Source organism: Bacillus sp. FJAT-25509, assembly GCF_001420605.1.
In the GTDB taxonomy this organism is placed as follows: domain Bacteria; phylum Bacillota; class Bacilli; order Bacillales; family Bacillaceae_G; genus Gottfriedia.
Map to the genome: position 1 here is coordinate 23,568 of NZ_LJIZ01000026.1, position 21,340 is coordinate 44,907.

Consider the following 21,340-nt stretch of genomic DNA (forward strand, 5'->3'; position numbering starts at 1 on the left):
AAAAAGAGGATGATTACTTTCATCCTCTTTTTCTATGTATAAGTTTATCGGTAATTCAGGAATTGAACGTCAATAGATAAATCTGCACCTTTTACAGCAGCGATAATTGCTTGTAAATCATCTCTACTTTTTGCAGTTACACGGATTTGATCATCTTGAATTTGTGATTTTACTTTTAATCCACTATTTTTAATGATTGTATTGATTTTTTTTGCATTTTCTTTATCAATACCTTGAACTAATTTAGCTCTTTGTCTTACAGTACCACCTGAAGCACCTTCAACCTTACTGTAATCTAGGTTTTTAATAGGAACATTACGTTTAATTAATTTATTAATTAATACGTCTTTTAATTGCTCTAATTTATAATCGTCATCTGATACTAAAACTAGTTCTTCTTTTTCTAATGCAATTGAGCTTTTGCTTCCTTTAAAGTCATAGCGAGTTGCGATTTCTTTTGTAGCAAGTTGAATCGCATTCGAGACTTCTGGTAAGTCAACTTTTGAAACAATATCAAATGAACTTTCTTTTGACATAGATAGAATCCCTCCAATTCGTTAATACTTGTATTATAGTGTATGATAGACGAAGTAACAAACTTTCAGGTTAGCATGATATAATAATTTTTAGTTTGAAAGTTAAGAGAGGATGTAACAAAAAATGAGTTTACAAGCAGGAGAGATTGTAACTTTAGTTTGCAGTCGAGAAACGGATATTGGGTATATGCTTGTCCAAGATCAAGAAGAAGTATTTTTACATAAAAATGAGGCATCTGGTGAAGTTGAAATAGATCAAGAAGTTACTGTATTTTTATATCATGATTCCAAAGGTAGACTTTCTGCAACGATGGAAATGCCATTCATTACAACAGAAGGTTATGGATTTGCAAAAGTAGTAGATAAACTTGATGGAGTGGGTGTTTTTGTAAACATCGGTATTTCAAAAGATATTCTATTAGAAAAAGGTGACCTTCCACCTCTTCAAGAAGTATGGCCTGAAGAAGGCGATGAAATTTTTTGTACGTTAAAGCAAACAAACAAAGGTAGACTATTAATTAAAATTGCTACTGAACCAGTCATGAAAGAGTTTTCTGTACCGGCTGAACCGAGTATGCTTAATAAAAACGTTACAGGAATCATCTATCGTACTTTAAGAGTAGGTTCTTATATTTTAACTGATGAACGATTCATAGGTTTTATCCACGAATCACAGAGAAAAACTGAACCTCGTATTGGTGAAAGGGTAAGTGGACGCATTATTGATGTAAAAGATGATGGAAGTATTAACGTGTCACTTTTACCAAGGGTACATGAAGGATTAGATCAAGAAGCAAATGAAATTTATGAATATATGATGAGCCGTGGTGGGGCAATGCCTTACTGGGATAAGAGTGACGCAGAGGATATTAAAGTAAGATTTAATATTAGTAAGGCTTCATTTAAACGAGCGATGGGTAGATTATTAAAGGAAAATAAAATCTATCAAGAAGACGGTTGGACATACGCAAAAGAACTGTTTGAGAAGAAAGAGCAATAATTAGAATGTGAAACCACTTTATAGAATGAAGTGGTTTTTTTGCTATTTTTTTACAATTTACAGGCATACTAAACATATGAAAATTTAGGAGGCTTGTAGGTGAATGACAAAAAAGAATTGTTCATAAAAGTTCTTGTAGTAATATTTGGTGCATTTATGAATGCATTTGCAATGAATTGTTTTTTAATTCCTGTCAGTGTTTATTCAAGTGGTTTTTCTGGTTTAGCTCAGTTACTTACTAATTTATTAAATGATTTTACACCTTTTAGGGCTTCTACTGGTATCTTACTTGCAATATTAAATATTCCTGTAATCATTTTAGCATGGAAAAAAATAGGTCGATCTTTTACGTATTTTACGATTTTAAGCGTTGGAATCACTACGCTATTTTTAGAAGTAATTCCAGTAACGCCTCTATTCTCAAAAGATATTTTACTAAACGCAGTATTTGGTGGATTAATTGTTGCGGTTGGGATTGGATATACTTTAAAGTTTGGTGCTTCAACAGGTGGGTTAGATATAGTTGCTCTAGTATTATCACGTTCGAAAGGAAAACCCGTTGGTACATACTTCTTCCTGTTTAACGCGTTAATTATATTAACAGCAGGCTATATTTATGGAATGGAAAAAGCACTTTATACATTAATTAACCTATATGTAACGTCTAGATTCATTGATGCAATTCATACAAGTCATATTAAAGTAACTGCCTTTATTGTAACGACAAAAGGTGATGAACTGCGTAAAGAAATTCATTCGAAGCTAGTGCGCGGAATTACTGCAATCAATGCAAAAGGTGCCTTTACGAATCAAGATAAACAAATTTTAATGATGGTACTATCACGTTATGAGCTATATCATTTATCGAAAGTCATTAAATCAGTTGATGAAAAGGCGTTTACAAATATCGTTCAAACAATTGATGTGTTTGGAGAATTTAGGAAGTTTTAAGAGTGAAAATAACCGCTCAAAAATTAAATATTTACACTCTCCGAATGCTAGAAAAGACTCTTTTTTTAGTTCTTTAAATGAGTGACTTTAAGTAAAGTGACATGTAGGCACGATACATCTAAAATTAGATATTAATAATGGTATCGATCAAGAGAAAACTAAAGTAGGTGTTAATGCGTTTCAAGAGAATAATGATTTAGTTGTTGATGTAGTTGTGTGAATTAGAACTGGAGTTAGTTGTTTTAAGATATTTAGGAGAAGTCAAAAAATAGCGTGACTTCTCCTAAAGAAATTTAATTAATTATTTTATTCAGTAGCATTGAAATATCTTTTTTTAAAATTGATATTAGAGTTAATAAACAGATAGAAGTTATGAATAAAAAATATCTATCAAAATAATGATCTGTATGGATAACAATGCTTCCAAATATAAATAAAACTATTGCTCCTAGGAAGTACTTCGAGCTATTTGGAAAGAATTTTGTTAAATAATAGAATCCTAGAAGGAGAATTAGGAAAAGAATAACTTGTGCTAGCATTGAACTCAAGATATATCACCTCATTATCTTTTCTTTGCATATACTGATGGTGGTGCCCATTTTAATACTAGAATTGAACCTTTGGAACTTGTGTTATCTCTTAACTCTTTATAAATATAGTAATTACCAGCTGCCATTATTAACAGTAGCTTGTTTAAATAAATTTTTCATGTAATACTTCCAACTTATAATTTTTTGTATAGATTATCCAATGAAAACATTACTATATTATTTGAGGTATCGTGAGCCTTTATTTGATATATTGCATTTCAAATAAGGACAGTACATGTTGATTAATACTTGATATTATTAATGTGTTGTTGCAGAGGCTTTTTATATGATTCATTAAAACTCAAAGTAAAAAAACCATTCCATTAATGCTGGAATGGTCCTTTTTTTCATTTGTTTAGATTTTGTATTGTTTCTATTATTATGCAAAAATTATTCCTCAAAAACCTCACCCATTTTGTGTAGGGTAGTTAGCTTTTGTTTGGCAAATTTTTAAATTTGTTAAAACCTCTAAAAACACTTATATAATAGTGTTTCTAGAGGTTTTTTTAAAATATTTACATCGGTTAAATATTCTTAATAATAAGGCTTTTTCAAGTTTAGAAAGTTCTTATTGTCTTTCAGAAAGATTTAAATATACTTAAACTATTAGATGAAATTTTACATGTTTTTTATTCAATTAAACCGTTTTAAAAATATTAAAGATGATCGACACTTTTAGAAAAAGATTTCTTACCAGCCTGTGCATTTTTACTTTCTTGTGCATTTTTCTTTTCTCTTACAGCGTTATTATCTTTTGCTTTTTTGTCATTATCACTAGTAGGCATATTTAAGCTCCTTTATAAGAAATGATAATGTTAGGTTTGCCTTTATCACTTTAATTATGTATGAGTATTCGTTTTTACATTTGGCTTTTGTTAAACAAGTATGATGTTTTTACAGAGGCAATTTTTAATATAGAGAGAAGTTTTATTTTTTTTGAGGAGGAAGCAGAGTTGGTGGAAAGAAATAAAGAGCTTTTATTTAAGCTGGTTGTAGTAATGATTGGTGGTTTCTTAAATGCGTTTGCAATGAATTGTTTTTTAATCCCTGCTAATGTTTATTCAAGTGGTTTCGCAGGTTTAGCGCAGTTACTTTCAAATATTATAACTGACTACACTCCGTTTACAGCAACGACGGGGATTCTTTTAGCGTTATTAAATGTTCCTGTTATCGTCTTAGCATGGAAAAAAGTTGGACGTTCTTTTACGTATTTTAGTTTCTTTAGTGTAGGGGTAATGACGTTATTTTTAGAAATCTTACCTGTTAAACCGATTTTTTCAGATGATATTCTTCTTAATGCAGTTTTTGGTGGTTTAATTGCTGCGATCGGTATTGGAATGACATTAAAATTTGGTGGGTCTACAGGTGGATTGGATATTATCGCCTTAGTTCTTTCGAAATCAAAAGGGAAACCGGTTGGAACGTATTTCTTTTTGTTTAATGCAATTATTATCATTACAGCTGGCCAGTTATATGGAATGGAAAAAGCTCTTTATACTTTAATCAATTTATATGTTACTACTCGTGTGATTGATAGTGTTCATACAAGTCACGTTAAATTAACGGCAATGATTGTCACTACAAAAGGTGAAGAGCTTAGAAAAGAAATTCATGCGAAACTTGTGCGAGGAATTACGCAAATGAATGCTACTGGAGCATTTACTAAGCAAGATAAAGATATCTTAATGATTGTATTATCTCGTTATGAATTATACGATTTGGAAAGAATTATAAAAAGGGTAGATCCAAAAGCTTTTACGAATGTGGTACAAACCGTTGATGTATTAGGGGAATTTAGAAAGATATAAATAGATAAAGACTAGCAAAAAGCTGAAATTTGCTAGTCTTTTTTTGTTAATGGATCGATTTATTTAAATTTAGGATTTTCAGGTTTTTGTTTTCCTTTTAATTCATTAAAAATTGAAGCAGAACTTTGAGTATTCTCGCTTAAATGATTATTTTTAAGATGAAATCCGTACGAATCCATAAGCGTTTTAAACTCTCCAATTGTTAATGGTTTCGCATCCTCGGCTAATTCGAATCCTAATAAGCCATTTGGTTCAATTGTAGCAAACTTAATATCATCAAATTTATTAATTCCTTCATTTCGAATACGCATTTCTAATTGATCAACCGTTAACCGTAGCTTTTTTAAATTTTTAACATTCAACTTCCCGTTTTCTACTACAATTTTTGATTTTCCTGTAAAAAATTTTTCAAGAGTATTCGATTTCATCTGCAAATATTCTAATACAAGTAGAGTTAATACAAAAACTGTGGCAGCAACAATTGTTTTAGTTAAGCCTTTTTCAATAATTGGAGTAACGATAATTGTACCAATCGAAATCATAACAATTGTTTGGGGCAATGTCATTTGTGAAATTGATTTTCTTCCAGCTATTCTTAATAGTAAAATGCCAGCTAAAATTAGTATGAATGAATGAAAAATAGTATGCATCATATTAATTCCCCTTTCAAATATGGGTAAGGAGTACATATATATTTGATAAAGCTTAATTATTTTTTATAGACAATTAGATAAATACTTAATTAATTTTTCTTTTAATTTTAAGATTTATGCATTTGTTTCTAAATGAACAATGCTACTAATCACAACAATATTTCGCTGGAATTTTAAAGTAATTTCTCAGCTTTTTGGTATAATTTAGGATAAGGATACTAAAAAGGTGGGGATTATTTTGAAAAAGGGAACGATTCTCTTATTAGCTTGTTCGCTACTTCTTTCTGGTTGTGGTGCAAAGAGCGACAAGGAAATAAAACAAACACCAAGTACAAAACAAACTGTAGGTCAAATTAATGAGATCGACGTTGAAAAGCTTTCACCAACACTTGAGATTACAGAAGCTAACGGGATTGTGAAGATGAAATATTCAATACGTAATGATAATAAAATCCCTGTGAATTTTACATTCCCTTCATCGCAAACAGTTGATTTTACAATTAAAGATGAGAGTGGACAAGTAGTTTATCAGTCATCTCGAGAAATGGCGTATGCACAGGTCATTACAAATGTTGCAATTCTAAGTGGAAAGGCGCAAGTCTGGCAAGAGCAAGTTAATTTTGTAGATAAAAAACTTCCAAATGGGAATTATGAAATAACTGCAATTTTCGTTGCAACAAAGGTTAATGAGAAGGATCTAAATGGAGAAATTAAACCAGTTACCCAAACAGTTTCTTACTAGAAACTTTCTCCAGTAAATAAGATATAAACAGAGTGTTTTCATAAATAAAAAACAACCAAAGGATTAATCCAATGGTTGTTTTTTGTTTTTAATGCTTTAAATTAAGCATTAAAGCTTTGTCTATTATTAGCTTTTCGCTCTTCTGCTTCAGCTAATGTAAAGTGATAAGGGAATTTTTCAGAGTACTTTGTAACAGAATCAGAACTTTGTTGAATAAAGCGCTTAGACTTATTACCTTTGCCCATCGTGATTCCCTCCTAAATAGGAAAGCTTTTTGTTTTTGACTTCTTAAGAAATTCCAATAGTAATTGATCAATATCAAAAACTGGATAATCCTTATTGGTGAAGTCCTTAATAGAATGCACAATTAGCAAATTGTTATAAGTGGTTATTATTAGTTATCTTTGAAATTAATGACAACGAAAGTGCTATAAATTATAATTTTAAGTTGAAAAAATCTTCAAGAAAAATCGCGATTCCATCATCTTGATTAGATAATGTTGTGTGGTTTGCAATATTCTTTAATTGATGAATAGCATTATCCATTGCAACACCATGGCCCGCATATTCAATCATTTCCAAATCATTGTCCTCATCACCAAAAGCTATAATGTTTTTTCGAGGAATATTATAGTATGATGCTACTTTTTGTAGTCCTATTGCCTTATTCATACCAGCTTTAACAATTTCGATTATATGATGAGGTGCTGCCCAGCGGCGGTGATCAATTACCTCAGCATGGACATTTGATAAGTGCTCACGAATACTTGCAACATGAGACTCTTCACTATCGATTAGAAGACATGTTGGAGCTTGAATAAGATTTTCAACTAAATCTCCATGGATAATATCTTCTTTTAAATAGTGGAAAAGTGGGAGTATCTCCTCTTCGTGTTTATCAGCGTATACATCGTCCATTACTTCAGCATACATATTTTTTAATTCATACTCTCTACAAGAACCAATTACCTCTTTTGCTACTTCTAAAGGTAATGATTCGTGATAAACTCCCCATGAATCATCTAGAGGGTGATGAACATAAGCACCATTAAAGTTTACAATTGGAGTTGTAAGGTTTAATTGTTCATAATACATTTTACTAGCTCTAAAAGGTCTACCTGTTGAAATACATACTTCATGACCCTGAGTCTTTAACTGTTGGATCACTTTTAAAGTACGTTCGGATATTATTTTTTCATCCGTTAATAAGGTGCCGTCTAAATCTAGTGCAATTAAGTGTTTTGTTTTCATATTCATCACCTTTTATTTTTTAATGTGAATCTTTTTAAGAAAAAATATTATTGGGTAAAAAGCCAATAATTACTAATGATACCATCTTTTTAAAAGAAAAAACTTTATTTTTAGAGGAACAATAAGAACCTAAATAGAAGGAGGAATGAATTATGGGTCAAGCACATCAATTTCGACCAGGCGACAAAGCACCAAATAATGGGGTATACGTGGAAATCGGTGAAACAGGAAGCAACGTAACTCGTCCAAAACAAATTAAGCTTCAGGCTGGAGAAGTTTTTCCAGATACACAAAACCATAACAGAAAATGGACATATAAATCTAAATTTAAATAATTGATTGTAAATTTAGCATAATGGGCTCAATATTAAAAACTTAAAAAAGATAAAAAAAAGCGCTTTCGATTAATTGATCGAGGGCGCTTTTTTATGTGTTTACAATATACAAAATATTGAATGTATTTATCAAAATTTTAGTATTTTATAAATTATCTAAAACTATAAATCATGACATATGTATATACCAAGTTGAACGTTTTTGGGTGCTACAACATATGTTATATATAGATTTTAGTGGTGTTTTGCAACAGGTTCATTAGGAATTATTGCTTCGCTAAGAACTGAAATAGCTAATGATAATACTACAGCCATAACTGAAGCAGTTGTGAAATTATATACTCCGCCAGTCATTGAACTTAAAACGTAAGCTCCCATTTGGCATAAAACAAAGCTCCAGAACAATGTCATAATAAAACGCACTCTAATCACTCCTATCTAGTTAGTTCTTATCATATTATATACCTAGAAATTTGATAATTGAAGTTATAATTAAAAAGTTTTAATTAAAAAAAGTAACTTAAGAATTTTTTTATACCTATTTTATAATTCCCCAAAAATACTACATTAATAATAAGGTGATAAGAATGCCTGTAACCGAGAGGTTTTTTAAACAAGAGGATCAATATGCAGTTATTCATCTACCTATTAGACCGAATGGTTTCGGAGTACTCTATGTCGGTGGGAATACACATTACGTAGATAATGCACATAGTTGCTTATTGCAGCATTTTGATAAAAGAAAGCTATTATCAACTTTAACAGATGAAGGATACACAGTGTTCACTTCAAATTTATATGGGAAAAATTGGGGTTCTGATGACGCTGTCGATTTAGCAGAAAGCTTATATCATTCAGTTATGAGAAAAGAAATTTTGAATCCATCAATTCATATAATTGGGGAAGGTACTGGAGCATTAGTCGTTTGTAAATTACTTGGCCTCTTAAAAGGAAAAGTCAGAAGTATTTCATTATTAAATCCTTCGTTAAATTTAAAAAATGAATTAGATTTAGAAAGAGAAAATAAACTGTTCTATAAAAGAACAGTTCATGAAATTTTAAAAGCATATAAAGCTTCGGATATATATATGGTTATAGATAGAGAATGTTTTTTTTATGAAACAATCTCACCAATTAAAATTTACACAACAACGAGAAATCATTATAAATGGAAAAGCGATATTAGACTTTTAGAAGAAGAGCGACATAAAAATAATTTACCGCTTTCGATTTTGATATCATTAGAAGAGAAAAAATTTGATTGTGGAAAAAACTTAATAAGGTTTTTAAAAAAATATCAGGATGTTTTATAGTCTCTATATTTTTTTTGAATAAATTTCCTAAAAGAAGGAGGTTAATAATGAAAAGGTGTGCTGTTATTGGATCTAGTGGATTTATAGGATATGAGTTGGTTTGCCAACTAATGGAATATAATGATGTTTCAGCCGTAGTGATGGAAAAAGGAAATGAAAGTGATTTAATAAGTGAAGAAAAGATCTTCTCAATTGGAAGAAATGCAAGGGTCATCTTTTTGGATGAAGAGCAATTTTTAGTAGAGAATGAGCAATATGATACCATTTTTATTTGTCATTTTTATGACGAACTTAAGTTAAAAGGTACAATTAATAGTATAGAGTTTACCGAAAAACTGTTTAACAAGATGATTGGCAAAAGTAAGGATATTATCTTTTTATTATCTTCAAAAAAAGAATTAGCAGATTTAGAAAGAACAGTTAATGAATTGAGTAAAAATATAGATTGCAATATTACTTATATTGAAATTCCATCTTTATATGGACCCTGGGAGCCATCTGCCGGCTTAGTACATGAATTAATTGTTCAAGACCTAGGAAAGAGAAATGTTTCGATTAAAAATGTATACGGTTCTAATGAAATTCTATTTGTAGAAGATGTAGGGAAAGCGATTCGGATCATTTCTGAGAAGGAATTAAAAGAACATAAATATATCATCACAGCTAAACAATGTATGTTCTTACCAGAGGACGGGAATTTCACTGGATTACAAAATATGATCGAAGGAATAAAGTTCGCTCAAATGAGAAACTATATTGATGCAACTCCTTTTGTTATTATTAATACAACTTCACTTGAGGACGGTATACAAAAGCAAAAACAGCAAATTCAACAGCATTTTCATCTTTACTAATGAAATACATTCCCCCTATATAGACTTCATGAGTATGAAGAAAATACTTCCTCATCCAGCATATAAAGAATGATAAAAGGAAATAGTTCGTTTTTGAACTATTTCCTTTTTTGTAGTAGAATACATTAGTTTAAAAATTCGCTTTGGATTTAAAGTTCGTCCAAAGTGGTATTCTTTTTAAGAAATGATCTAACTTTTTTACATAGCCTAGATTTTAAAAGATAAAAATGTAGACAAAGTACATATTATTTCATAAAATTAGTACCAGGTAATAATATGAAGAAGACATAAAAATAATAAAGTAAGGCGGGGATATTCATGAATGCTGGAATTTTAGGTATTGGCTCATACGTACCCGAAAAAAAATTAACTAATTATGATTTAGAACAAATGATGGATACTTCAGATGAGTGGATTGTTAGTCGAACTGGAATTAAAGAAAGAAGAATTGCTAGTGACGAACAAGACACTTCTGATTTAGCATATGAAGCTGCGGTAGAAGCTTTAAAAGATGCAAATGTAAAAGCAGAAGAACTTGATTTAATTTTAGTTGGAACTGTTACTCCAGATAAGTCGTTTCCATCAGTTGCATGTGTAATTCAAGAAAAACTTGGAGCTAAAAATGCTGCTGCAATGGATATTAGTGCAGCTTGTGCTGGATTTATTTATGGTGTTGTTACTGCAGCTCAGTTTGTTAATACTGGAACATACAGTAGAATTCTTGTAATCGGAGCTGAAAAGTTAACTAAAATTGTTAACTGGGAAGATCGAAACACGGCAGTTTTATTTGGTGACGGTGCAGGTGCCGCGGTTATCGGACCAGTAAGTGAAGGCAGAGGAATTCTTTCTTATGAATTAGGTGCGGACGGTACTGGTGGTAAACATCTTTATAAAGGTGGAGATCACTTAATAATGAACGGACGAGAAGTGTTTAAATTTGCAGTTCGTCAAATGGGAGATTCTTGTGAAAGTGTATTAAAATTAGCAGGATTAACGAAAGAAGAAGTGGATTTCCTAATTCCACACCAAGCGAATACTCGTATAATGGACGCAGCTAGAGAAAGATTACAGCTACCTAAAGAAAAAATGAGTGTAATTATTGATCGTCATGGTAATACATCTTCATCTTCAATTCCAATTGCATTAGTTGAAGAATATAAAAAAGGTAATGTTAAAGAAGACGATGTATTAGTATTAGTTGGATTTGGCGGCGGATTAACTTGGGGTGCAATTGCACTTCGATTCGGAAGATAATCTAATTGAAGGAGGATTTTTTTGATATGAAAAAACGAGTTGTTATTACAGGTTTAGGTGCAGTATCACCTATTGGTAATGATATAAATACAGTATGGGAAAGTTTAATGAATGGAAAGAGTGGAATTGGTGCTCTGACTCGAAAAAATCCTGATAATTTCCCTGTTAAAGTTGCGGGAGAAGTAAAAGACTTTGATCCTGAAAAATATATTGATAAAAAAGAAGTAAAACGCATGGACCGTTTTACTCACTATGCGATTGCAGCTTCAAAAATGGCTATAGAAGATGCAAACTTTACGATTGACGAAGAAATTGCGCCAAAAGTTGGTGTTTGGATTGGTTCTGGTATCGGTGGTATGGAAACATATGAAGAACAGTTTAATACTTTCCAAACAAAAGGTGCACGTCGAGTAAGCCCGTTCTTTATTCCGATGTTAATCCCTGATATGGCATCTGGACAAGTATCTATTTTAACAGGTGCTAAAGGTCCAAATGGTTGTACAGTTACAGCTTGTGCTTCTGGTGCAAGTTCGATTGGTGATGCGTTCAAAATTATTCAACGTGGCGATGCAGTTGCAATGATTACTGGTGGTGCAGAAGCACCGATTACTGATATGGGTCTTGCTGGGTTCTGTGCTGCAAGAGCTTTATCATTAAATCCAGATCCAGAGAAAGCATGTCGTCCATTTGACAATGCTCGTGATGGCTTTATTATTGGTGAAGGTGCTGGTATCGTATTCCTTGAGGAATTAGAACACGCATTAGCTCGTGGAGCGAAGATTTATGCAGAAATCGTTGGATACGGAACAACAGGTGATGCACACCATATTACAGCACCAGCTCCAGGTGGAGAAGGTGGCGCACGTGCTATGAGAATGGCACTTGATGATGCTGGTTTATCAGTTGAAGATATTCATTATATTAATGCACATGGAACAAGTACTGAATTAAACGATAAATTCGAAACGATGGCAATTAAAGAAGTATTTGGCGAACATGCATACAATGTACCAATTAGTTCAACAAAATCTATGACTGGTCATATGCTAGGAGCAGCAGGTGGAATTGAAGCAATTATTACAGCATTAACAATCCATAATAAAGTAATTGCTCCAACGATCAATCACCAAGAAACTGATAGCGAATGTGATTTAGATTATGTACCAAACGTTGCTAGACCATTTAATGTAAAAGCAGCAATTTCTAATTCATTAGGATTTGGTGGACATAATGTAACTTTAGCATTTAAAGAATTCTCGAAATAAGTTAAAATTCATTTTTATAATGTATGGATACGGAGCTTAGGTATATACCTAAGCTTTTTTTATTTGAAATCATAATGTAAAAAAAAGTAACTTTCACTGGTTGATTATCATACTTTATAGTAAATTGAGGTGATTAACTTGGGATAATACCAACTTATAAATGGGTTGATTTTATTGAAGATAAACAAATGGTAATGAAAAAACTTTTACCATATTTTCCGAAATATAATGAGGAGAGTTTATATAAATATCTTCTTTCCCACGGTTTATCGAGACTGTCACCATTGAGTAAAGATGATCTGAAACAACTAGATGAAAAAAGTGTATGGAAAAGCCTTTCTGAAGAGTTTGAGAAGTTAAAAAAAGAATTTAATGGACCTGACCTACCTATAATTATTTTACCTTGTCATAGAACGGGAAATCTGTTTAGAAACACGACTTATCAAAGAGGCGGAATCGCACATAAAAATTGTATTTGTTTATTTTTGTCTCCTTTAGAAGGAATTTTACAACATAAAGCAGTATTATTACATGAGTATCATCATATTGTAAGATTGACAAAACTATATAAAAACAAAAAGGTCACATTACTTGATGCAATGATTTTAGAAGGATTAGCCGAAACTGCAGTTTTAGATAAGTATGGAGAAGCAGTTCAAGCACCATGGACAAATCAGTATTCTTCCAAGCAATGTGAATTATATTATAAAAAATATTTAATTGATAAACTTGAGATAACAAGTAATGATGATAATTTTTCAAAATACTTGTATGGTGGGAACGGAATTCCAAAATTATTGGGTTACAGTGTTGGATATGACATTGTTAAAAGTTGTACAGAGCAGACAGAATGGTCAACTGATATCCTTTTAAGAACGCCAAGTAAAAAGATTAAGGAAAATGCAATTCATTATATTTCGATTTGAATGCAAATGATTCCAGAGCACCTTAGATTGTATATAATGTATTGCTTAGTATTAATGTATCAGAGCAGCTTTAATCTGTGATATTTTAGTGATTTATTGACGATTTTTCATTCAGTTTGTTAAACACTTTTTGTAATTCAGTGGAAAATGGAATAAATTAGTGAATCACTGACCATACTGAAAGTTACATACAGTTGTGAAGTGAGGGGTAGTAAATGTTGTATTTACATGATGTATGGGTCAATTGGTTTGAAGGTGAAGAAAATGGTTACAATGTCTGTCATTTTTTTGAATGGAGAAAAGATGATAGTGTTGAATTATTAGACCAAGTTCCAGTCATTAAAGTTACTCCAGAGTTATATCAGTATATTGAAAATGAACTATTAGAGCTTCCTTCCGGTCTATTAACTGAAGTGTTTCAAAAGTCTTATGTAAGAAAGAATCATGAGCGTATTCAACTAGATTATTGCTTTGTAGTAACTGACGGCAATGGTATTATTGCGGTTGACACAATTGGGTATAATATACCAATTCGAAAAAGTCGTTTAATACCAAGGCAAGAACAAATGGTGTATGATATGACAGCTGAGATTGAAGAAAGTCACTATAGTCTTCAAAACGTAGTAAATGATGAAACAAAAGAACATCATATACTGTCACCGTCGCCAATTATTATGAGCGGACTAACAAGAAAAGAAAGACAACTAAAGCAGTTATTATTTATGGCGTTAGATCAACTCCATTCATCAAAAAATCCTTCGGAGATTCGATATTGGTACACTGAGTGGAATCCAAGGTCGTATCAACAAATTCAGGATTTGTCATTTGAGGATATTTGGTCCCAATTATATGACGAAATAAAGAGTGGTTGGTCAGAGCGACATGAGCAATTATGTGGAAGAATCGTTAAAGGTCAACCTTTCTTTGAAAAGCTATGGGAAATGGAACACGAACAAAAAGTAAACTAAAAGAGGTTATTTTAAAGGGCCTCAAAACGAAGAAGACCCACAAGGTGATAAAAGTTCCTTGTGGGTTTTTTAGTGATTTCTTGACTACATAAACTCATCTATTTCGTCTTTTTCCTTAATATAAAGAAAAAGGTGTCCTTAAAGTTCTTTGACTTTTAAGACACCCATTCCTATTTTCATTTTTACGGAAAACCGGGGTTATTTTTTTCTCTTGCGACCTAATCCCATAGCGTTTTCCATTTTTTTAATCATTTTAGTTGCAACGGCATTTGCTTTTGCAGCTCCTGCATCTAAAATATCATCTAATTCAGTCGATGTAATCATTTCTTTATAGCGTTCTTGTAATGGACGTAAACCGTTTACTACTACATCTGCAACATCTTGTTTGAATTCTCCATAATTTTTACCAGCGTATTTATCTTCTAATTCTTGAATTGTTTCACCAGTAAATGCTGAGTAAATGCTTAGTAGATTTGAAATACCAGGCTTATTTTCTTTATCATACTTAACAATACCTTCAGAATCTGTTACAGCACTTTTAATTTTCTTTTCAATTACTTTAGGATCATCTAAAACAAAAATTGTAGCTTTTTGATTTTCATCTGATTTACTCATTTTTTTAGTTGGATCAGCTAAACTCATAATTCTAGCTGCATCTTTACTAATTCTAACTTCAGGAATTGTAAAGATATCATTATATTTCTTATTAAAACGGTCTGCTAAGTCGCGAGTAAGCTCTAAATGTTGCTTTTGGTCATCTCCAACTGGAACTAAGTGAGTACCGTATAAAAGTATATCTGCGGCCATTAAAGGTGGGTAAGTTAACAAAGCAGCTGATACACCGTCTTTACCAGAAGATTTATCTTTAAACTGTGTCATACGCTCTAATTCACCGATATAAGATACACATTGCATCATCCATCCTGCTTGTGCATGTGCAGGTACTTCAGACTGGATAAAAATAGTTGATTTTTCTGGGTCTAATCCAGCAGCAACATAGATTGCAGATAGACTTTGAATGTTTTTACGTAAAGCGAGTCTGTCTTGCGGTACTGTTATTGCGTGTTGATCAACAATACAGAAATAACAGTTATAATCATTTTGTAATTCAATAAATTGTTTAACGGCACCTAAATAGTTACCTAAAGTAATACCTCCAGATGATGTTGGTTGAATTCCACTAAAAATAGTTTGCATCTTAAATCCTCCTAAATAAAACTAAATAAAATAAAAAAAAAGCGGCATAATCTCTCTATATACATAGAGACGATTAAACCGCGGTACCACTCTAGTTATTCCAAATAAGGAATCACTCATGCATGAAATCATGCTCTCATCTATCGTTTGAGTTACGTCGAAGCCTACTTATACTAGATGTTCGGTTCGAAGCTCAGAAGTCCATTCGACAGGGAGCATGACTTGTTTTCACCATCCACAAGCTCTCTTAACATGCTAAAATCTGTTTACTACTCTTCATCATAGCTAATATATACTTTCTATAGATAATATCTTAATTATATTCAACTTTCAAGATGTTGATACATCATTTAAGAAATAATGATAAAACTGAATAAAAAAGAAACAATAACTAACGTGATTGAAGCCATTAGTAATGGTTTTGTAACTGAAAATTTATATCTTCTATAAATCATATCCTTTTTAACAGTAAGTGATTCATCACCAGTCATTTCTGCCATCTGTTGGTCTCTCGTTCCGAAAACTTTACGCATTCCAAAGCGAGTGATATTAAAAAATCCACTTTGTACAATTAATAAGAAACCACCAATAACAAATAATGTTAGTCCAATATAGAATATTGTGTTCGTGAAATGAAGGAAAAAGTTTAATGTTCCTTGGATAAGAGAAAAGATTGCTGCTAGTACTATCGCTGATAATAGTACAATAATATAGTGTTTCGACATTTAATTTGTGATCCTCCTGTTGGAAAGAATTATATATTGTAGACTTAATAATGCTATACTATAATAACATTGTAAACAGTTTCAACTAATCGTTACAAAATATTTTTAAATTGTTAGCATTTTTAAGACAATTCTCTTTATTTTAACAAATTATTTAATTTTATTTGTCAAAATTGTTGTAAAACTCTCATAAAAATGTATAATAAAATTTGTAGAAAAAAATCGATACTTATCGAAAATTCTACTATAAAAATTCAGAATTGTATATTAACTTTCTGCATTTTAACCTACATTGCTTTAGCATCATAGGGGGTATACATCATGGATTGTGAGATATGTTTCGATAAATAAATTTGTTATACTGAAATTGCAAATATAAGCATTCATTTTTTTACTAAATTTATGAATAAATATCTAAATAAGTTATTTTTTATAAGGATCCCAGCATATTTTTAAAAGGGAGAATTAGTTGGAAATAATCTGTTTAGAATAATAATTTAGAATTTTCCAGTAAAAAAATATTGACCAAAAGCGTCATTACGAATACGCTTACATTGTTGGAAAAAAAGCTTAAGCAAAAATCTACACCATTTTTACAAGAAATGAAAAAACTGGATTAAATGATTTAACCCATCTTTGAGAATAATATGGACAAGAAGTAAAATCGATCGAAAAAATTACAGAATTATAATTGGTACTAAAGAGTATGTGGAAAGATCCAAATAGGGAAAAATCCAAATGCTCTCATTTTTACAAAAGAATTATCAAAAAATAAAAAAAATAAAATTTTTTTAAATTAATAAGGGGGTGCAGTTGTGGGACGTTACGTGCTACAGAGATTTATTTACATGTTAGTCACACTATTTTTAATTTGTACTGTTACATTTTTCTTAATGAAGTTGTTACCAGGTTCTCCATTAAAAAACCCAGAGAAATTAACACCTGATCAAAAACAAATTATCTTCGCTAAATTTGGGTTAGATAAGCCAGTTCCTGTACAATATGCAAAGTACATGGAGAATTTAGTTAAAGGAGATTTAGGAGTTTCATATAAATACGATAATCGTCAAGTAACTGATATGATCAAAACTCGTATTGGTCCATCAGCTCAATTAGGTGCTCAAGCACTATTATTAGGAACATTTATCGGATTAATCTTCGGTATTGTTGCTGCATTAAAAAAGAATACTATATGGGACTATGGTTCTACTGTTCTAGCAGTTTTAGGTATCTCGATACCATCATTCGTATTCGGGGCAATCTTACAGTATTATTTAGCAGTAAAATTACATCTGTTCCCGGTAGCGTATTGGGAAAGCTTTAAATACACGATTCTACCGACAATTGCATTGTCAGTATTCGTAACAGCAACTGTAGCTCGATTCTCAAGAACTGAGTTAATCGAAGTTATGAACTCAGAGTATATCGTAACAGCAAAAGCAAAAGGTATATCTCAAGTAGGCGTAATCATTAAACATGCCCTGCGAAATGCATTAATCCCAGTAGTCACAATTTTAGGTCCTATGGCTGTAAACTTAATGACTGGTACTTTAGTTATTGAAAATATGTTTGCTGTACCTGGATTAGGTTCTCAATTCGTTCAATCAATTGTCACAAATGACTATTCAGTAATTATGGGTACAACAATTTTCTATAGTGCATTATTATTAATCGTAATTTTCGTAGTAGATATTTTATACGGTGTAATTGATCCACGTATCCGTTTAGCAGGAGGTAAATAAATAATGAACAACAACACAGCTCAAAAAATTTCATCTGATTTATTCCAACCTGCAAATGTAGATTTGAATAACGCGGATAAAATTTCTAGACCTTCAGATTCATTCTGGAAAGACGCTCGTAGACGTTTTAGGAAAAATAAAGGTGCAATGTTAGGCTTTATTGTCCTAGGCATCTTATTATTCTTCACATTATTTGGTCCAATGATGAGTGGACATTCTTATAAAGACCAAGATTTAAAAAGATCGAAATTACCACCAAAAATTGGTGTATTAGAAAATGTAAAATTCTTACCATTTGATGGAATTGATCAATATGGAAATGACGTTTATAAAAACAAAAATATTAAAGAAAACTTCTGGTTTGGTACTGATGATTTAGGTCGTGACCTTTTCACAAGAACTTGGGCGGGTGCTCGAGTATCGATTTTAATTGGTTTATTAGCAGCAGTAATTGATATGCTTATCGGTGTAACCTTCGGAGGTATATCGGGATTCTTTGGCGGTCGAACAGATACAATTATGCAACGTATTGCTGAAGTCTTAATGGGTGTTCCTTATCTAATCGTAGTAATCCTATTCATCTTAGTATTTAAAAACCCAGGTATTCTTTCAATCGCTTTAGCGATGGTAATCACAGGTTGGGTAGGTATGTCCCGTATCGTTCGTGGACAAATGTTAAAATTAAAAAATCAGGAGTTCGTTTTAGCTTCAAAAACATTAGGTGCGACTAATGCTCAATTAATTGGAAAACATTTAATTCCAAATATTATGGGTCCAATCATTGTAATGATGATGTTCACAATTCCAAGTGCAATTTTCGCTGAAGCATTCTTAAGCTTTATCGGTCTAGGTATTGCACCACCGAAAGCATCATTAGGTTCTTTAGTAAGTGATGGCTTCAAGTCACTACAAACTTTCCCACATATGATGATTATTCCGGCGGTTGTAATCAGCTTATTAATCTTAAGTTTCAACTTAATTGCTGACGGGTTACGCGACGCTTTAGATCCAAAGAGTAAGTAATATTTGAGAGGAGAATGAACTATGAGTAAATTATTAGAAGTAAAAGATTTATGTGTCTCCTTTTATACTCATGCTGGTGAAGTTCAAGCGGTACGCGGAGTTTCATTTGATCTTAAAAAAGGTGAGACATTAGCAATTGTAGGTGAATCTGGTTCAGGTAAATCAGTAACATCAAAAGCATTAATGGGGTTAATTCCAAACCCGCCAGGTAAAATTAAGAGCGGTGAAATCTTATTCGATGGAAAAGATTTAGCTAAATTAAGTGAAAAAGAAATGCAAGGTATTCGTGGAAAAGAAATTTCAATGATTTTCCAAGATCCTATGACTTCTTTAAATCCAGTATTAACAATTGGATATCAAATTACAGAAGGTCTAATAAAGCACCAAAATATGAGTAAAACTGAAGCAAAGAAAATTGCTTTAGAGTTAATAAATCTTGTTGGAATTCCAAATGCTGAAGCACGTTTCAAACAATATCCACACCAATTTTCAGGCGGTATGAGACAACGTGTAGTTATTGCAATGGCGTTAGCATGTAATCCAAAATTATTAATCGCCGATGAGCCAACAACAGCTCTTGACGTTACAATTCAAGCTCAAATTCTTGAGTTAATGAAAGAAATTCAAAGAAAAACTGATTCAGCAATTATCTTTATTACACATGATTTAGGTGTAGTTGCGAATGTTGCAGATAAAGTTGCAGTTATGTATGCTGGTAAAGTAGTTGAAATGGGAACTGTAGACGATATTTTCTACAATCCAAAACATCCTTATACTTGGGGACTTTTAGCTTCAATGCCTGACCTAGATAATGAACAAGGAGCAGAATTAGTAGCAATTCCTGGTACACCACCAGATCTATTAAATCCTCCAAAAGGTGATGCGTTTGCACCACGTAATCCAAATGCTTTAAAAATTGACTATGAAATGGAACCTCCTATGTTTAAAGTGTCTGATACACACTACGCTGCAACATGGTTATTACATGAGGATGCTCCAAAAGTTGAACCACCTGAAGCCGTTATCAAGCGTATTCAACGAATGAAGGAAGGTGAAGTAAATGTCAAATAAAGCAGAAAAATTAGTTGAAGTTAAAAATTTAAAACAATACTTTAATACAGGTAAAACAACTGTTAAAGCAATCGATGATGTTACATTTGACATTTTCCGTGGAGAAACTTTCGGTTTAGTAGGTGAATCGGGTTCTGGTAAATCTACAACTGGACGTTCAATCATTCGATTATATGATGCGACTGATGGACAAGTAATTTTCGATGGTGAAGATGTACATGGTAAGAAAAGTCGTAAAGAGTTAAAGCAATTTAACCGCCGTATGCAAATGATTTTCCAAGATCCATACTCTTCATTAAACCCGCGTATGAAAGTTGCAGATATCATTGCAGAAGGTATTGATATTCATGGCTTAGCTCGTAACAGAGAAGAGCGAATGAAAATGGTTTATGACTTGCTTGAAACAGTAGGTTTAAATAAAGAGCACGCTAACCGTTTCCCACATGAATTCTCAGGTGGACAACGTCAACGTATCGGTATTGCAAGAGCACTTGCTGTACAACCAGACTTTATTATCGCCGATGAGCCAATCTCAGCTCTTGACGTGTCAATTCAAGCTCAGGTTGTAAACTTAATGAGAAAGCTTCAAGAGGAAAAAGGTTTAACATATCTATTTATCGCCCATGATTTATCAATGGTTAAGTACATTAGTGACCGTATCGGTGTAATGTACCACGGTAAAATTGTTGAGCTTGCAGATAGTAATGAATTATATGATTACCCTATGCATCCTTACACAAAATCATTATTATCAGCAATTCCGCTTCCAGATCCTGTTTATGAGCGCAATCGTAAACGTATCGTTTATGATCCAAAACAACACGATTATTCAAATGAACAACCACAATTACGTGAAGTTCGTCCTGGACATTTCGTACTTTGCTCAGAAGCAGAATTTAAAAATTATCAACAAATGTATAAATAATAAATCAATCCTAGTGAGGTTATCACTAGGATTTTTTTATTGGATTAGGAATGTAAGGGGAGAATAGGTAGGGAATGGTATTTAGACCAAGATCGCGAGGATAAATGAAATTTGCTAATTTAAAAGTGGTTAGATCATGAGTTCATGAGTAAGTAAAACAGCAAAAAGAAGAAGAAAGATTCCTCATGAGAGGTTCATGAGGAAATAAAAC

General features: G+C 32.0%; 23 protein-coding genes and 1 other annotated feature. Of the genes, 15 read left to right on the forward strand and 8 right to left on the reverse strand.

Features of this window, described 5'->3' with window-relative positions; all coding sequences use genetic code 11:
- Positions 1-44: 44 nt before the first annotated feature.
- The gene (locus AN960_RS16335; protein ID WP_056473601.1) at positions 45-536 is read right to left on the reverse strand and encodes a YajQ family cyclic di-GMP-binding protein; all 492 of its coding nucleotides are present in this window, start codon (positions 534-536) and stop codon (positions 45-47) included.
- A 124-nt stretch (positions 537-660) separates the two neighbouring features.
- On the opposite strand from AN960_RS16335, the gene AN960_RS16340 reads away from it, so the two are divergent.
- Entirely contained in the window at positions 661-1,536 is an 876-nt protein-coding gene (locus AN960_RS16340; protein ID WP_056473604.1) for a CvfB family protein, read from the forward strand.
- A 99-nt stretch (positions 1,537-1,635) separates the two neighbouring features.
- Positions 1,636-2,487: a YitT family protein gene (locus tag AN960_RS16345; protein WP_056473606.1), complete on the forward strand. Its 852-nt coding sequence runs from the start codon at positions 1,636-1,638 to the stop codon at positions 2,485-2,487.
- A gap of 1,246 nt (positions 2,488-3,733) precedes the next feature.
- Here AN960_RS16345 and AN960_RS24110 read toward each other — a convergent pair.
- A complete protein-coding gene (locus AN960_RS24110) occupies positions 3,734-3,862 on the reverse strand; it encodes a DUF3941 domain-containing protein (RefSeq protein ID WP_082459548.1) in 129 nt (42 codons plus the stop codon).
- Positions 3,863-4,075: 213 nt separating this feature from the next.
- Between AN960_RS24110 and AN960_RS16350 the strand changes: the two genes are divergently transcribed.
- Positions 4,076-4,885: a YitT family protein gene (locus AN960_RS16350; protein ID WP_056474230.1), complete on the forward strand. Its 810-nt coding sequence runs from the start codon at positions 4,076-4,078 to the stop codon at positions 4,883-4,885.
- 59 nt (positions 4,886-4,944) lie between these two features.
- On the opposite strand, the gene AN960_RS16355 is transcribed toward AN960_RS16350, so the two are convergent.
- On the reverse strand, positions 4,945-5,535 hold the full coding sequence (locus tag AN960_RS16355) for a DUF421 domain-containing protein (protein WP_056474232.1): 591 nt from the start codon (positions 5,533-5,535) through the stop codon (positions 4,945-4,947).
- 241 nt (positions 5,536-5,776) lie between these two features.
- On the opposite strand from AN960_RS16355, the gene AN960_RS16360 reads away from it, so the two are divergent.
- Entirely contained in the window at positions 5,777-6,280 is a 504-nt protein-coding gene (locus AN960_RS16360) for a BsuPI-related putative proteinase inhibitor (RefSeq protein ID WP_056473608.1), read from the forward strand.
- Positions 6,281-6,381: 101 nt separating this feature from the next.
- Here AN960_RS16360 and AN960_RS24800 read toward each other — a convergent pair whose 3' ends face one another.
- Both AN960_RS24800 and AN960_RS16365 read right to left on the reverse strand, forming a co-directional pair.
- The gene (locus AN960_RS24800; protein ID WP_165347023.1) at positions 6,382-6,525 is read right to left on the reverse strand and encodes a hypothetical protein; all 144 of its coding nucleotides are present in this window, start codon (positions 6,523-6,525) and stop codon (positions 6,382-6,384) included.
- Positions 6,526-6,715: 190 nt separating this feature from the next.
- Positions 6,716-7,531, reverse strand: coding sequence for a Cof-type HAD-IIB family hydrolase (locus AN960_RS16365; protein WP_056473609.1), 816 nt, complete (start codon positions 7,529-7,531; stop codon positions 6,716-6,718).
- Between the two features lie 152 nt (positions 7,532-7,683).
- Between AN960_RS16365 and AN960_RS16370 the strand changes: the two genes are divergently transcribed.
- Positions 7,684-7,866 (forward strand): YjzC family protein, encoded by a 183-nt coding sequence (locus tag AN960_RS16370; protein WP_056473610.1) that lies wholly within the window; start codon positions 7,684-7,686, stop codon positions 7,864-7,866.
- A gap of 234 nt (positions 7,867-8,100) precedes the next feature.
- Here the strand turns inward: AN960_RS16370 and AN960_RS16375 are convergent, their stop codons facing one another.
- Positions 8,101-8,289 (reverse strand): YjzD family protein, encoded by a 189-nt coding sequence (locus tag AN960_RS16375; protein ID WP_056473612.1) that lies wholly within the window; start codon positions 8,287-8,289, stop codon positions 8,101-8,103.
- Positions 8,290-8,453: 164 nt separating this feature from the next.
- Between AN960_RS16375 and AN960_RS16380 the strand changes: the two genes are divergently transcribed.
- From AN960_RS16380 to AN960_RS16405, 6 genes are all read left to right on the forward strand, one after another.
- Positions 8,454-9,179: a hypothetical protein gene (locus AN960_RS16380; RefSeq protein ID WP_056473614.1), complete on the forward strand. Its 726-nt coding sequence runs from the start codon at positions 8,454-8,456 to the stop codon at positions 9,177-9,179.
- Positions 9,180-9,226: 47 nt separating this feature from the next.
- A complete protein-coding gene (locus AN960_RS16385) occupies positions 9,227-10,033 on the forward strand; it encodes a hypothetical protein (protein WP_056473616.1) in 807 nt (268 codons plus the stop codon).
- A gap of 318 nt (positions 10,034-10,351) precedes the next feature.
- A complete protein-coding gene (locus AN960_RS16390; RefSeq protein WP_056473618.1) occupies positions 10,352-11,287 on the forward strand; it encodes a beta-ketoacyl-ACP synthase III in 936 nt (311 codons plus the stop codon).
- 26 nt (positions 11,288-11,313) lie between these two features.
- The gene (gene fabF, locus AN960_RS16395) at positions 11,314-12,552 is read left to right on the forward strand and encodes a beta-ketoacyl-ACP synthase II (RefSeq protein WP_056473619.1); all 1,239 of its coding nucleotides are present in this window, start codon (positions 11,314-11,316) and stop codon (positions 12,550-12,552) included.
- A gap of 188 nt (positions 12,553-12,740) precedes the next feature.
- Positions 12,741-13,478 carry a DUF2268 domain-containing putative Zn-dependent protease gene (locus AN960_RS16400; RefSeq protein WP_056473622.1) on the forward strand — a complete coding sequence of 246 codons (738 nt, stop codon included), beginning with the start codon at positions 12,741-12,743 and terminating at the stop codon, positions 13,476-13,478.
- A gap of 215 nt (positions 13,479-13,693) precedes the next feature.
- Positions 13,694-14,446, forward strand: a complete 753-nt coding sequence (locus AN960_RS16405; RefSeq protein ID WP_056473623.1) for a YjbA family protein — start codon at positions 13,694-13,696, stop codon at positions 14,444-14,446.
- 198 nt (positions 14,447-14,644) lie between these two features.
- Here the strand turns inward: AN960_RS16405 and trpS are convergent, their stop codons facing one another.
- On the reverse strand, positions 14,645-15,643 hold the full coding sequence (gene trpS, locus AN960_RS16410) for a tryptophan--tRNA ligase (RefSeq protein ID WP_056473625.1): 999 nt from the start codon (positions 15,641-15,643) through the stop codon (positions 14,645-14,647).
- A 62-nt stretch (positions 15,644-15,705) separates the two neighbouring features.
- Positions 15,706-15,935, reverse strand: a binding site (T-box leader).
- A gap of 58 nt (positions 15,936-15,993) precedes the next feature.
- A complete protein-coding gene (locus tag AN960_RS16415) occupies positions 15,994-16,368 on the reverse strand; it encodes a DUF3899 domain-containing protein (RefSeq protein ID WP_056473627.1) in 375 nt (124 codons plus the stop codon).
- A gap of 815 nt (positions 16,369-17,183) precedes the next feature.
- Between AN960_RS16415 and opp3b the strand changes: the two genes are divergently transcribed.
- Genes opp3b through AN960_RS16435 form a run of 4 tightly spaced genes read left to right on the forward strand, consistent with a single transcriptional unit; the run spans position 17,184 to position 21,129 of the window.
- Positions 17,184-18,110, forward strand: coding sequence for an oligopeptide ABC transporter permease (gene opp3b / locus AN960_RS16420; protein WP_056473628.1), 927 nt, complete (start codon positions 17,184-17,186; stop codon positions 18,108-18,110).
- 3 nt (positions 18,111-18,113) lie between these two features.
- Positions 18,114-19,133: an oligopeptide ABC transporter permease gene (opp3C, locus tag AN960_RS16425; RefSeq protein WP_056473631.1), complete on the forward strand. Its 1,020-nt coding sequence runs from the start codon at positions 18,114-18,116 to the stop codon at positions 19,131-19,133.
- A gap of 21 nt (positions 19,134-19,154) precedes the next feature.
- Positions 19,155-20,204, forward strand: coding sequence for an ABC transporter ATP-binding protein (locus AN960_RS16430; RefSeq protein ID WP_056473632.1), 1,050 nt, complete (start codon positions 19,155-19,157; stop codon positions 20,202-20,204).
- Positions 20,194-21,129 carry an ABC transporter ATP-binding protein gene (locus tag AN960_RS16435; RefSeq protein WP_056473634.1) on the forward strand — a complete coding sequence of 312 codons (936 nt, stop codon included), beginning with the start codon at positions 20,194-20,196 and terminating at the stop codon, positions 21,127-21,129. Before AN960_RS16430 ends, AN960_RS16435 begins: the two co-directional genes overlap by 11 nt.
- Positions 21,130-21,340 lie beyond the last annotated feature (211 nt).